This window comes from Pseudomonas sp. TMW22080 (genome assembly GCF_022496745.1).
GTDB lineage: Bacteria > Pseudomonadota > Gammaproteobacteria > Pseudomonadales > Pseudomonadaceae > Aquipseudomonas > Aquipseudomonas bubulae.
Genome location: NZ_SCFF01000007.1, coordinates 14,650 through 27,918 on the forward strand (window position 1 = coordinate 14,650; position 13,269 = coordinate 27,918).

The following is a 13,269-nucleotide window of genomic DNA, read 5'->3' on the forward strand; positions in this document are numbered from 1 at the left end:
ACACAGCATGAATATCGCATTTATCGGCCTGGGCAACATGGGCGCACCAATGGCGCGCAACCTGCTCAAGGCCGGGCATTTGCTGAACCTGTTTGATCTGAACCAAAGCATTCTCGCCGAGCTGGCCGCCCTGGGTGGCCATATCAGCACCTCGCCTCGGGAGGCCGCCCAAGGCACCGAACTGGTGATCACCATGCTCCCGGCTGCTGCCCATGTGCGCAGCGTGTGGCTGGGTGAGGACGGCGTGCTGGCTGGCATCGGCGCAGGTGTACCCGCCGTGGATTGCAGCACCATCGACCCGCAGACCGCCCGCGATGTCGCCGCTGCAGCCGCCAAACAGGGCGTGCAGATGGCCGATGCGCCGGTGTCCGGCGGCACCGGTGGCGCGCAGGCGGGCACCCTGACCTTTATGGTCGGCGCTCCCCAGGCGCTGTTCGACACCCTGCACCCTGTACTCGAACAAATGGGCCGCAACATCGTCCATTGCGGGGATGTGGGCACCGGCCAAGTGGCTAAAATCTGCAACAACCTGCTGCTCGGGATCTCCATGGTCGGCGTCAGCGAGGCCATGGCCCTGGGGGCTGTACTGGGTATCGACAGCGAAGTACTGGCCGGGGTGATCAACAGCTCCACCGGGCGCTGCTGGAGCTCGGAGGTGTACAACCCGTGGCCGGGCATCGTTGAAACCGCCCCTGCGTCACGCGGCTATACCGGTGGATTTGGTGCCGAGCTGATGCTCAAGGATCTGGGGCTGGCCACCGAGGCGGCACGTCAGGCCCACCAGCCTGTGGTGATGGGTGCCGTGGCGCAACAGCTGTATCAGGCCATGAGCCTGCGCGGCGAAGGCGGCAAGGATTTCTCGGCCATCATCAACAGCTATCGCAAACCTCAGTAACTGGTCGCTTTACCGGGAGCCCGCGTCGGGCGGGCTCCCGGGTTTTTTGCGTGGTTTCACTCAGGCAAAAACGAAATACTTGCGCACGGTTTCAACCACTTCCCATGTGCCTTTCATGCCCGGCTCGACCACAAAGATATCCCCGGCCCGCAGATGGATCGGTTCTTTGCCCTCTGGGGTGATGATGCAATAGCCCTCACGGAAATCGCAGTATTCCCACTTCACATATTCCACATACCACTTGCCGGGCGTGCAAATCCACGTGCCCATGATCTTGCTGCCGTCTTCGCTGGTGTAGGCGTTGAGGTTGACGGTATGGGGGTCGCCCTCGAGTTTTTCCCATTTGCAGGCATCGAGCACGGGCAGGGGGTGGGTGTCGCGAAGCACGGTGATTGGCGCAGACATAAGACCTCCGGTGATGGGTTATCGAACCTCACCCTAACCGCAGCGATACTCTGACAGATGCCTGGTTCCGACCCCCAGATGCGCAAAAGCCCCGGCACTGTTTTCAGTGCCGGGGCTTTTTTGTAACAGCCAAATGCTTAGTGCGAGTTGGCCAGAGCCTTACCGGTGCGCAGGCGCAGTACATAGAAGCCGTAGATGATCAGCAGCCACACCGGAATCGCATACACCGACGCACGAACGTCGGGGATCATCCAGATAACCGAGACGATCACCGCCATAAACACCAGGCACAGGATATTGCTGAACGGGAACCAGAATGCCTTGAACGAAGGCGTCACGCCCTGAACGGCCATGGCCTTGCGGAACTTGATATGGGTGAGGCTGATCAGTGCCCAGTTGATCATCAGCGAGGCAACCACCAGGGCAAACAGCAGCTCCAGTGCCTTGTGCGGGGCCACATAGTTGACCACCACGCACAACAGCGTCACCAGTGCCGACACGCCCAGTGCACGCAACGGCACGCCATTTTTGGTCAGTTTCATCAGGGCTTTGGGGGCATCACCCTGCTCGGCCAGGCCAAACAGCATGCGGCTGTTGCAGTACACGCCGCTGTTATAGACCGACAGCGCGGCAGTCAGTACCACAAAGTTGAGGATTTGCGCGGCGGTATCACTGCCGATCAAGGCAAAGATCTGCACAAACGGGCTGCTGCCGTAGGCATCGCCGCCGGCGCCCAGGGTTACCAGTAACTGGTCCCACGGGTACAGTGCCAGCAGCACGGTCAGGGCGCCCACGTAGAAAATAAGGATCCGGTACACCACCTGGTTGATGGCCTTGGGGATCACCTTTTTCGGCTCGCTGGCTTCCGCCGCGGTGATACCCACCAGCTCCAGGCCACCGAAGGAAAACATGATAAAGGCCATGGCCATCAGTAGCCCCATGCCGCCATTGGGGAAGAACCCGCCGTGGCTCCACAGGTTGCTGATCGACGCCTGAGGGCCGCCGGTGCCGCTGAACAGCAGGTAGCAACCCAGGACGATCATGCCGACAATCGCCACCACCTTGATAATGGCAAACCAGAATTCCATTTCGCCGAACACTTTCACGTTCAGGGTATTGATCAGGTTGACCAGTACAAAGAACACCACGGCGCTGACCCAGGTTGGCACCTCGGGCCACCAGAACTGGATGTACTTGCCCACGGCCGTCAGCTCGGCCATGCCCACCAGCACATACAGTACCCAATAGTTCCAGCCCGACAGAAACCCCGCATAACCGCCCCAGTACTTGTGGGCAAAGTGGCTGAAGGAACCGGCCACTGGTTCTTCGACGATCATTTCACCGAGTTGGCGCATGATCAGGAACGCGATAAAGCCGGCGATCGCATAGCCCAGGATCATCGACGGCCCGGCCGACTTGAGTACGCCCGCCGACCCCAGAAACAGGCCCGTACCGATAGCGCCGCCCAGGGCAATCAGCTGGATATGGCGGTTTTTCAAACCGCGTTTGAGTGTGACCGGGGGGGAATTAGCGTCAGCCATCGGGTGCCCTGTGAGTTGTTATTCTCAAAACTGGATAAAAGTACCCGTGGGCAAAGGCGCCCCGGGTGTCGCAAGCCCCGGATATTACTCTGGGTAAAAACCAAGGCATACAGGCTGGCAGTAAACGGCGACTATTCTTACAAGCTCAAAGCTTCCAGCAATGCCATGGCATAGGTGGGCAATTGCGCAAACGAGCGGGCGCACAGCAGCAATTTACGATCAGCCCAGGGCTCGCTCAAATTCACCACTTCAAAGGTGCGCGGGGCCTGCCAGCGCTCGATGGTGGCCCTGGGCACAATCCCCAGCCCGGCGCCGCGAGCGACCATGCGCAATACCCCGTCAAAGCCTTCGGCACGGATACGCACCTGCATGCGACACCCCATATGCAGTGCCTGTTCTTCCAGGTACACCGCCAGCGCGCTGCTGGCCGACAACCCGACATAGTCATGGCTCAGGGTGTCGCTGAACGAGAGGCCGGGCCTGTGGGCCAGCGGATGGTCGAGGGGCATGACCAGTACCAGCGGGTCATCGCGAAAGGGTCGGGTTTGCAGGTCACGGGTGTCTACCGCGTTGGAGATCACACCGATATCGGCCGCGTCCAGGCGCAGGGCATGGGTGATGCGCAGGCTGGTGAGTTCTTGCTGGTCGACGCTTATGGCAGGGTGCTGGCGTACAAAGTCGGCGAGCAGCTCGGGCAGGTATTCGGTGAGGGCGGCGGTGTTGCACAGCAGGCGGATACGGCCTTTGAAGCCCTGGGCGTATTCGCTCAGGTCGTGGTTCATGCGCTCCACCTGCTGCAACAGTAACCGGGCATGTTGGGCCAGCGCTTGCCCGGCAGGGGTAGGGCTGATGCCACGACGGCTGCGCTGCAAAAACGCCACGCCCAGGGACGCTTCCATCGCCCGGATCCGCGCACTGGCGGCAGGCAGCGATAGATGGCTGAGGCTGGCGCCGGCGGTGATATTGCCTGCCTGCAGCACATTCAAATACAGACGCAGGTCAACCAGGTCGAAGTGCATGAAAGGTCCTTGAAGATCCTGTAAAGATTCTAAATAGCGCCGCAAACCGCTGTTGTAGCAGCCTTCGGCAGTTGCTACGGGCGAGGGGTTCTGTCTATTGTCAGGCAAGAGGCTGACTCTGTGCATGGCGCATTTTCAGGCGCTGGCCCATGCCCCAGCATAGGCCCATGAAAACACTTGTCGAGTTTTACCAACACCTGGGATGGGCCTTGTCACTGCTGGTGATAGTGACCTTTTTGCTGGCCGGTACGGTCAAGGGCGTCATCGGCCTGGGCCTGCCGACTGTCGCCATGGGTATGCTCGGGCTGGCTATTGCTCCGGCGCAGGCTGCGGCTCTGCTGATTATCCCGTCCATCGTGACCAACGCCTGGCAACTGACCGCCGGCGGCCAGCTGCGGGGGTTGCTCAAACGTCTGTGGCCCATGCAGCTGGGGATTTTTATCGGCACCGCGTCAGGCATGCTGTGGCTCAGTATCGATGGCGGTAGCTGGGTGGTACGAGCGCTGGGCGCGGCCCTGTTGCTTTATGCCCTCAGCGGGTTGTTCCTGCCCACCCTGCGCGTAGCCCCGCAACGGGAGCCCTGGCTGGGCCCGGTGTGCGGGCTGATCACCGGGGGCATCACCTCGGCTACCGGGGTGTTTGTGATCCCTGCCGTGCCCTATCTGCAAGCCCTGGGCCTGAGCAAAAACCAGTTGGTGCAGGCCTTGGGTTTGTCCTTCAGCGTCTCCACATTGGCCCTTGCCGCCGGGCTGTACTGGCGCGGCAACCTGGCTGGCGCTGAGCTCAATGCCTCATTGCTGGCGCTGTTGCCCGCCATGCTCGGCATGTGGCTGGGGCAATGGTTGCGCCAGCGCATCAGCGCCTTGCTGTTTAAGCGGGTGTTTTTTATCGGCATGGCGCTGCTGGGTACTCACTTGCTAATCAATAATTAACAATGGATTCGTGCTTTAGCGGCAAAGGTGATTTGACCCATCACGGGTTTTTCTCATGCGAGGGCAACGATATTCTGCCGACATGTTTTTGAACCCCCCTGTCGCTCAACAGCGCTGAGGGTTTAACCCCCTGGAGGCTGATGATGAAAAAAATACTCTTGCTTAACGGTGCGAAAAAATTCGCCCACTCCGATGGTCGCTACAACCTGACCATGCACGACACTGCGCTGGCGTTTTTTGATCGTCAGGGCTTTGAAGTCAAAGTGACCCATATCGACGAAGGCTACGATATCGCCGAAGAGGTGGAAAAATTTCTTTGGGCTGACGTAATCATCTACCAAATGCCCGGCTGGTGGATGGGCGCGCCGTGGATCGTTAAAAAGTACATGGATGAAGTGTTCACCGAGGGGCACGGCAAACTTTACGCCAGTGACGGCCGCACCCGTTCCGACGCTTCGCAGCGCTACGGCAGCGGCGGCCTGATTCAGGGCAAGCAGTACATGCTGTCGCTGACCTGGAACGCACCGCAGCAGGCGTTCGATGACCCGGCCGACTTCTTTGAAGGCAAGGGCGTGGACGCGGTGTACTTCCCGTTCCACAAGGCTAATGAGTTTTTGGGCATGACCGGCCTGCCGACTTTCCTGTGTGTTGACGTGATGAAGCGTCCGCAGCCAGACGTTGATGCGGCCCGTTACGAGCAGCACCTGGCCGAGGTGTTTGGCCTGAAGGCGTAAGCGATGCCGGGGTGGGAGCGGGCTTGCTCGCGATGCAGGCAACTCGGTTGTTATGACGAACCGCGGTGATACCATCGCGAGCAAGCCCGCTCCCACACGTAGATAAGGTCGACCGCGTGAAAGCCAGATCCGATGAGCTGCAAATCTTTGTTTCGGTGATCGAGTGCGGCTCGATTTCTGCCGCCGCCGAGCAGGCCGGGCAAACGCCTTCGGCCGTGAGCCGTACGCTGTCACGGCTGGAGGCCAAGCTTGAAACCACGCTGATCAACCGCACCACGCGGCGCATGGACCTGACCGAGGAGGGCAAGTTCTTTTTCGAACGGGCCAAATTGATCCTTGAGCAAATGGACGAGCTGGAAGAGCGCCTGATCTCGCACCAGCGTACCCCCTCCGGGCGCTTGCGCATCAATGCCGCCGCGCCGTTTGTGCTACATGCCATCGTGCCGTATATCCCTGAATTCCGTGCCCTGTACCCCGAGATCCAGCTGGAACTCAACAGCAACGATCTGATTATCGACCTGCTGGAACAAAGCACCGATATTGCCATTCGTATCGGCACCCTGGCCGACTCCACCCTGCATGCCCGCTCCCTGGGGTGCAGCCCGCTGAATATCCTCGCCAGCCCGGACTACATTGCCGCCCACGGCATGCCCACAAATGTTGCGGATTTGGCCCACCATACCCTGATAGGTTTTACCCAGAACGATGGCCTCAACCAGTGGCCGCTGCGTTATGCGCAGGGCGACCGCTGGCCCATTCAGCCTGCCATCAGTGCCTCAAGCGGTGAAACCGTACGTCATCTGGCGTTGCAAGGTCAGGGCATCGCCTGCCTGTCGCACTTTATGACCCACGAAGATATCAGCGCCGGGCGCCTGCAGGTGGTGCTGGGCGAGTTCAACAGCGGCTATCGCCAGCCGATCCATGCTGTGTATTACCGCAACTCGCAGCTGGCGCTGCGCATTCAGTGCTTTCTGGACTTTATCCAGGCCAAGCTCGCCAGCTACGCGATCTGCGACAAGCCCACAGGGCTTGAGTGAGGTTCCTACATATAAAGCAACGTCTGCACCTGCTGCGTCGCTTTCTATCCCGGCGTGCCGATGCAGGAGGCGCTCAAACATGCCTCGCTGTTGCTCAAGGGCGCAGAACTGACCGCCGACGACATCCGTTCCCACCTCGGCGGTTTTGAGGCCGAGCAGTTGTGGTGCGTCATTCACGGCGTCGAGCTGGCCCGTGGTCTGGTGGATGCACTGATCACCGAAACGCGCACATAACGCCTTCGGCAGCTGGTACCAGTTCTGTTTTGGTGCAGAACCGCGCTGCCCTCAAGGGTGTGTGTCATTGCGCACTTTTACGTTTGTTGTTTGAAAATATCGCCGAATTCAGACAAGGTTCGGCCACAGTTGATAACAATAAAAGGATGTATCGAATGCGCATTGTGTGGTTCAAAACCCTGGCCCTGACGGCTGCCATCGCGGCCAGCTCTTCGGCGTATGCCGTCACCCTGGACGGCGGCGCAGTCGCCGCACCCGATCAATACGGCGCCGAAGTGGCCGCACAAATTCTCAAAAAAGGCGGCAACGCCGTCGACGCCGCAGTTGCCACCGCCTTTACCCTGGCCGTGACCTACCCCGAAGCCGGCAATATCGGCGGTGGCGGGTTTATGACGATGTACATCGATGGCAAACCCTATTTCCTCGACTATCGCGAAACCGCCCCCAAAGCCGCCAGCCGCGATATGTACCTGGACGACAAAGGCGACATCATCGAGAACTTGAGCCTGGTCGGTTCCCGCGCTGCCGGCGTGCCGGGCACGGTGATGGGGCTGTGGGAAGCGCATCAACGCTTTGGCAAATTGCCGTGGGCCGAATTGCTGACCCCGGCCGTGGGGTATGCGAAAAACGGCTTTAAAGTGGCCGATCAGCAATTTCAGTACCGCGAAGATGCACTGGCGCTATTCAAGGGCACTACCAATTTCGCGGACTACTTTGGCAGCATGAAGCCCGGGCAAACGTTCAAACAGCCAGAGCTGGCCGTGACCCTGGAGCGCATTGCCGACCAGGGCGCCAAGGAGTTCTACCGCGGCAAGACCGCCGACCTGCTGGTCGCGCAAATGCAGCAGGACAAGGGCTTGATCACCAAGCAAGACCTCAACGACTACAAGGTCAGCTGGCGTGAGCCGATGCGCGTGGATTTTCGTGGCAACACCCTGTACACCGCGCCGCTGCCAAGCTCGGGCGGTATTGCCCTGGCGCAGTTGATCGGTATCAAGGAGGACCGCGCAGCGGACTTCAAAGGTGTGGAGCTGAACTCTGCGCCCTATATCCACCTGCTGGCCGAAATCGAAAAACGTGTGTTCGCCGACCGTGCCGACTACCTCGGCGACCCGGCTTTCGGGAAGATGCCTGTGGCCGAGCTGACCGATCCGGCCTATATCGCCAAGCGTGCGAAAGAGGTTAACCCGAAAGCGATTTCACCGACCGCCAATGTCAAACCGGGCCTGGAACCCCATCAGACCACGCACTTTTCCATTGTCGACAAACAGGGTAACGCGGTCAGCAACACCTATACCCTGAATTGGGATTACGGCAGCGGCGTTGTAGTTAAAGGCGCGGGCTTTTTGCTGAACGATGAAATGGATGACTTCAGCTCCAAGCCCGGGGTGGCCAATGCTTTTGGTGTGGTGGGCGGCAATGCCAACGCTATCGAGCCGGGCAAGCGCATGTTGTCTTCCATGAGTCCAAGTCTGGTAACCCGCGATGGCCAGGTTACGCTGGTGCTGGGCACGCCGGGTGGCTCACGGATTTTTACCTCGATTTTCCAGGTGCTGAACAATATCTACGACTACGACCTGCCGCTGGAAAAAGCCGTAGCTGCACAGCGTGTGCATCACCAGTTGCTGCCTAAAGACACGATCTACTTCGACGCCTATGCGCCACTTACCGGCAAGGTGGCTCAGGAGCTGAAAGCGATGGGCTACACCCTGGAGGATCAGGGCTGGAACATGGGGGATATTCAGGCCATCCGGGTTAAAGGCACTGAGCTTGAAACCGCCTCCGACCCGCGTGGCCGTGGTGTGGGGATGGTGGTGAAGTAAGCCCGCAACGCACATAGACGCATCACTCTTGTGGGAGCGGGCTTGCTCGCGATGCAGACACCTCGGCCATTCTGGTTCACCGAGTTGTTGCCATCGCGAGCAAGCCCGCTCCCACAATTGCTTTTTAGCCCCTGCAATTTGCTACCATCTGTTGCCTGTAACTCCCTCCGTTTTTCCCGTCCCGAATTTTAGGTAAACCATGAAACTCTCACGTCTGCGCGCTGATGTCCTGGCCGGGCTCACGACGTCTTTCGCCCTGTTGCCCGAGTGCATTGCGTTCGCGTTGGTCGCCCATCTCAACCCTTTGATGGGGCTCTATGGCGCGTTCATCATTTGCACCCTAACCGCGCTGTTTGGCGGCCGGCCGGGCATGGTGTCCGGTGCTGCCGGGTCGATGGCGGTGGTGATCGTTGCCCTGGTGGTGCAACACGGTGTGCAGTATCTGTTGGCTACGGTGCTGCTGAGCGGGTTGATCATGCTGGCGTTCGGCTTGTTCAAACTCGGCAAGCTGGTACGCATGGTGCCGCACCCGGTGATGCTGGGCTTCGTCAACGGCCTGGCAATCGTGATTGCCATGGCGCAACTGGATCACTTCAAGGATGGCGACACCTGGCTCAGCGGTATGGCGTTGTACATGATGATCGGGCTGGTGGCCGTGACCATGGCCGTCGTCTATCTGTTGCCTCGTCTGACCCGCGCCGCGCCACCTGCGCTGGTGGCCATTTTGGGCGTAGGGCTGGCGGTGTACTTGCTGGGTTTGCCAACCCGCACCCTGGGTGACATGGCGCATATCGCCGGTGGTTTGCCCAGCTTCAGCCTGCCGCAGATTCCCTGGACCCTTGAGACCCTGGGCATCATTGCGCCCTATGCGATCGTGATGGCAGTGGTGGGTTTGCTGGAAACCCTGCTGACCCTCAATCTCACCGACGAAATCACCGAAAGCCGTGGCTACCCGGACCGCGAGTGCGTGGCGCTGGGGGCGGCGAATATGGTGTCGGGGGCATTCGGCGGCATGGGCGGGTGCGCGATGATCGGCCAGACCGTGGTTAACCTCAGCTCCGGCGGGCGCGGGCGATTGTCCGGCGTGACCGCCGGTGTGATGATTTTGCTGTTTGTGTTGTTCCTGTCGCCATTTATTGAACGCATTCCGCTGGCGGCGCTGGTGGGGGTGATGTTTGTGGTGTCGCAGCAGACCTTTGCCTGGGCCTCTTTGCGAGTACTGAACAAAGTGCCGCTCAACGATGTGCTGGTGATTGTCGCGGTGACCGTGATTACCGTGTTTACCGATCTGGCGGTAGCGGTGATGTGCGGGGTGGTTATTGCTGCGCTCAATTTTGCCTGGCAGCAGGGGCGCCAGATGTATGCCGACGCGGATCTGCAGAGCGATGGCAGCAAGCTTTACCGTGTGCACGGCACGCTGTTTTTTGCCTCGACTACGACGTTTCTCAAACAGTTCGATCCGGGTAATGACCCGGCGCAGGTGACGCTCGATTGTCGCCATTTGAACCTGGTCGATTACTCGGCCATTGCGGCACTGGACACCCTGCGCGAGCGTTATCGCAAAGCGGGCAAGCATCTGCGGGTGCTGCACCTGTCCGAGCGCAGCAAGAAGCTGCTTAAGCGTGCACGGGTGGGGCACGACTGAATCGGCTATCGCCCCCGTTAACGCGGGGGTTGCCGAAGGCTGCGATTTTTACAGTGATGCGGTGCTGTCGGGGTTTTTAAAAAGTCGCATGTTGAACATGCGACTTTTATTGTTTATGACCGATTAAAACTTGCGAATCATCTCTTTCGCTGTGCAGCGGGGATCGGTGCCGGTTTTATCAAATATAAAGTTGACTTCTACTGCTCCTAGACGTGATTCGTTAACGCTGGCTTTCACGAATACAGGGCGACGCACTCCATCCTGCTGAAGGTTGTCATTCGAGTAGCTCCAAGGAGACCAGGCATTCTTTGTGGCGCCCCACACCCGAAGATTTAAATTGGCACTGGTACGCGATTGTGACTCTCTAGGTGCTTTGATTGTATACCCGGTGGTGGTAGCGAAGAGCAAGTCTCCGTTTCTGACGGCCGTTACATAAGCGGTACCTGTAAAGCCATTCGCCGAGCAACTCAGGGTGTAGTCTTTGCGAGATTCAGCCAGCAGTGGAGAAGCGGTCAGTACACTGGCGATAGCAAGACCTGTCAGGAGCGCACGTTTATTTTTGATTAGCATAGTCCAGGGGCCTGTTTTTAATGAGGTCCAGAGATCTTAAGTGCTGTAATCAGGGGCGGCGATGGGCGGGATTACATTTAGATGTGGGGGAAGTCGTTATAAGTTGTAGTAAGGAGTAGTTAGTGGCTTCGGTATAGGTGATGCCATTAAGCCTTGATGTTGTGGACTTATAGTTATAACGCTGCGAGGGTGCAAACGTCAGTTCCGGCTATGTTGGGGCGCCAAGTTTAAATCGTCATTTATCCGGATTTAATCTTAAAGAGTTGAAGAGGGTTCAACTTCTGCAACAGAAGTTGAACCCTGAGTTATTACACTTTGAAATGGCTCACCATTTCTTGCAGCTGGTTACCCAGCCGCGCCAGTTCAACACTGGACTTGGCCGTTTCATCACTCGCCGCTGCGGTTTGCTCGGACACGTCGCGCACGTTGACGATGCTGCGGCTGATCTCTTCGGCGACCGCAGATTGCTGTTCGGCAGCAGCGGCAATCTGTTGGTTCATCGACTGAATATTCGACACCGTGCGCGTGATGCCCTGCAGCGAGGTGCCTGCGTGGCGGGTCAGGGTCACGCTGCTGTCGGTCAGGGTGCGGCTGTTTTGCATCACGGTGGCCACGTGCTGGGTGCCGCTTTGCAGGGCCGCGACCAGGGTTTGAATCTCTTCGGTGGATTTTTGCGTACGCTGGGCCAGGCCACGCACTTCATCGGCCACTACGGCAAAACCGCGCCCGGCGTCACCGGCACGGGCTGCTTCGATTGCGGCGTTGAGGGCCAGCAGGTTGGTCTGCTCGGCCACGGCCTTGATCACGTCCATCACGCTGCCGATCTTGTCGCTTTCCTGTTGCAATACGGCCATGGCTTCGGTTGAACGACCCACTTCCACCGCCAGGCGCTCGATCTGGTCAATGGCCTGGTTGACCACGGTATCGCCTTCGCGGGCTTCATTGTCTGCGGCCGCGGCGGCTTGCGAGGCTTGCTCGGCATTGCGCGCCACTTCCTGCACGGTGGCGGTCATTTCATGCATGGCGGTGGCCACCTGATCGGTCTCGATCTTCTGGCTGTTGACCCCGGCGCTGGTTTGCTCGGTCACCGCGGACAGCTCTTCGGCGGCACTGGCAATCTGGCTGACGCCATCACGGATACCGCTGATCAACTCGCGCAGGGTCGTACCCATGCGTGCAATACCTTGTTGCAACACGCCCAGCTCGTCGCGACGGGTGACGCGCAGGTTCTGGGTCAGGTCGCCACTGGCGATGCGATCGACCACGGCCAGGGTTTCACGCAGGGGCACGGTGATCTGGCGGGTGATGATCACGGCCGCGGTGATGCCAAACAGCAATACCAGCAAGGTGGTGATCAGTTGCATGCTGTTGGCCGTGGCGCTTTCGATGTCGCGGCGTTCCAGTTGAATCTTGTACAGCTCATCGCTGCGGCCAAGGATGCTGGAGCCGTATTCGGTCATGTCCTTGCGCATGGCAATGATGGTGTTGTCGGTGCTGGTGTACAGCTCCAGCGCCTGCTGGTACTGCTCCATGGTTTTGTTCAGGGTGCGCAGGGTGTCGCCGGCATTGGCGGCAAAGTGCGAGCTCAGGCGGTCAAGGCTGGCAATGGCCGCGTCCAGTTGCTGGCGTGCGGCCTTTTCCGTGGCGGGGGTGGGCGCAGCAATATAAGCGCGCACCTGATAGCGCGAGAGCAGGAACTGTTCACGTACTTCAGACACGCTCTGGTACATGGCAAAACGGTTTTCGTCACCTGCGGGCAGTTGCAGGGCGCGGTTCAGCAACGTCGTGATGGCGTCCTGGGCCAGAGCGGCGCTGCGGTCCATGTCGGCACGGGATGCGGCGGACTCGACGTAAGCCTTGCGCATGCTCACCAGTGCACGCTCGTAGCGGCCGATGATGGCTTGTTGCTCCTTGAGCAACTTGAGGTTTTCCGGGCTCTGGAAGGTGGCAATCAGCTGACTTTGTTGCGCAGAAAACGCGTCAATGCTGGCCTGTACACTTTGTGCGGCAGTTTCGTCGCCATCGGTCAGCATGTATTGCAAACGCGTCACCCGCAGGTTGGTAAACGCGGTGTTTAAACGGGTGATGTCGCTCATCCAGTTACTGCGATCAATCATCTGGCCCAGACTGATCCAGTTGCTGACGGCCATTACGCAGGTAAGGGCCAGTACCAGGCCAAAGCCCAGGGACAGTTTCAGGTTGACGCTGATATTGCTCAGCCATCTATTCATAGAGTTCTCCAGGAACGCTGCACGCATGATCTAAGTTCGCTGGAGGGAATTATTTTTTTTGACCCAGCCGAGTGTTGTGTTGGAGAGGTATCGGCTGCATTCGCCAGAGCTGAAACGTTTTGTTGGGCGCCAGTTCACATAACAACCTATCCATTTGAGTAGCGTGCCTGGATTGCGCTTTTACGCTTTTTTTCACATCCGTT

The 13,269-nt window shown here is 58.9% G+C and carries 12 protein-coding genes; 7 read left to right on the top strand and 5 right to left on the bottom strand.

Features of this window, described 5'->3' with window-relative positions:
* The first annotated feature begins 7 nt into the window (after positions 1–7).
* A complete protein-coding gene (gene mmsB, locus EQV96_RS22010; protein ID WP_240882402.1) occupies positions 8–895 on the top strand; it encodes a 3-hydroxyisobutyrate dehydrogenase in 888 nt (295 codons plus the stop codon).
* A 60-nt stretch (positions 896–955) separates the two neighbouring features.
* On the opposite strand, the gene EQV96_RS22015 is transcribed toward mmsB, so the two are convergent.
* The 3 genes from EQV96_RS22015 to EQV96_RS22025 all read right to left on the bottom strand — a co-directional run bounded on the left by EQV96_RS22015 (position 956) and on the right by EQV96_RS22025 (position 3,860).
* Positions 956–1,300, bottom strand: a complete 345-nt coding sequence (locus EQV96_RS22015) for a cupin domain-containing protein (protein ID WP_016783536.1) — start codon at positions 1,298–1,300, stop codon at positions 956–958.
* 137 nt (positions 1,301–1,437) lie between these two features.
* On the bottom strand, positions 1,438–2,841 hold the full coding sequence (locus EQV96_RS22020) for an amino acid permease (protein WP_095018713.1): 1,404 nt from the start codon (positions 2,839–2,841) through the stop codon (positions 1,438–1,440).
* 137 nt (positions 2,842–2,978) lie between these two features.
* On the bottom strand, positions 2,979–3,860 hold the full coding sequence (locus EQV96_RS22025; protein ID WP_095020640.1) for a LysR substrate-binding domain-containing protein: 882 nt from the start codon (positions 3,858–3,860) through the stop codon (positions 2,979–2,981).
* Between the two features lie 167 nt (positions 3,861–4,027).
* Here EQV96_RS22025 and EQV96_RS22030 point away from each other — a divergent pair, with 167 nt between their 5' ends.
* From EQV96_RS22030 to EQV96_RS22055, 6 genes are all read left to right on the top strand, one after another.
* Positions 4,028–4,792 carry a sulfite exporter TauE/SafE family protein gene (locus EQV96_RS22030; protein WP_240882403.1) on the top strand — a complete coding sequence of 255 codons (765 nt, stop codon included), beginning with the start codon at positions 4,028–4,030 and terminating at the stop codon, positions 4,790–4,792.
* A gap of 143 nt (positions 4,793–4,935) precedes the next feature.
* Complete coding sequence (locus tag EQV96_RS22035) at positions 4,936–5,526, top strand: NAD(P)H-dependent oxidoreductase (RefSeq protein WP_095002471.1); 591 nt, start codon at positions 4,936–4,938, stop codon at positions 5,524–5,526.
* Between the two features lie 116 nt (positions 5,527–5,642).
* On the top strand, positions 5,643–6,563 hold the full coding sequence (locus EQV96_RS22040; RefSeq protein ID WP_095002472.1) for a LysR family transcriptional regulator: 921 nt from the start codon (positions 5,643–5,645) through the stop codon (positions 6,561–6,563).
* Positions 6,564–6,623: 60 nt separating this feature from the next.
* The gene (locus tag EQV96_RS22045) at positions 6,624–6,797 is read left to right on the top strand and encodes a hypothetical protein (protein ID WP_240882404.1); all 174 of its coding nucleotides are present in this window, start codon (positions 6,624–6,626) and stop codon (positions 6,795–6,797) included.
* 155 nt (positions 6,798–6,952) lie between these two features.
* The gene (gene ggt / locus EQV96_RS22050) at positions 6,953–8,620 is read left to right on the top strand and encodes a gamma-glutamyltransferase (RefSeq protein ID WP_095020641.1); all 1,668 of its coding nucleotides are present in this window, start codon (positions 6,953–6,955) and stop codon (positions 8,618–8,620) included.
* A 199-nt stretch (positions 8,621–8,819) separates the two neighbouring features.
* Complete coding sequence (locus tag EQV96_RS22055) at positions 8,820–10,265, top strand: SulP family inorganic anion transporter (RefSeq protein ID WP_095018718.1); 1,446 nt, start codon at positions 8,820–8,822, stop codon at positions 10,263–10,265.
* A gap of 123 nt (positions 10,266–10,388) precedes the next feature.
* On the opposite strand, the gene EQV96_RS22060 is transcribed toward EQV96_RS22055, so the two are convergent.
* On the bottom strand, positions 10,389–10,835 hold the full coding sequence (locus tag EQV96_RS22060) for a hypothetical protein (protein ID WP_141232290.1): 447 nt from the start codon (positions 10,833–10,835) through the stop codon (positions 10,389–10,391).
* A 308-nt stretch (positions 10,836–11,143) separates the two neighbouring features.
* On the bottom strand, positions 11,144–13,066 hold the full coding sequence (locus tag EQV96_RS22065) for a methyl-accepting chemotaxis protein (RefSeq protein ID WP_240882405.1): 1,923 nt from the start codon (positions 13,064–13,066) through the stop codon (positions 11,144–11,146).
* Between the last annotated feature and the right edge of the window lie 203 nt (positions 13,067–13,269).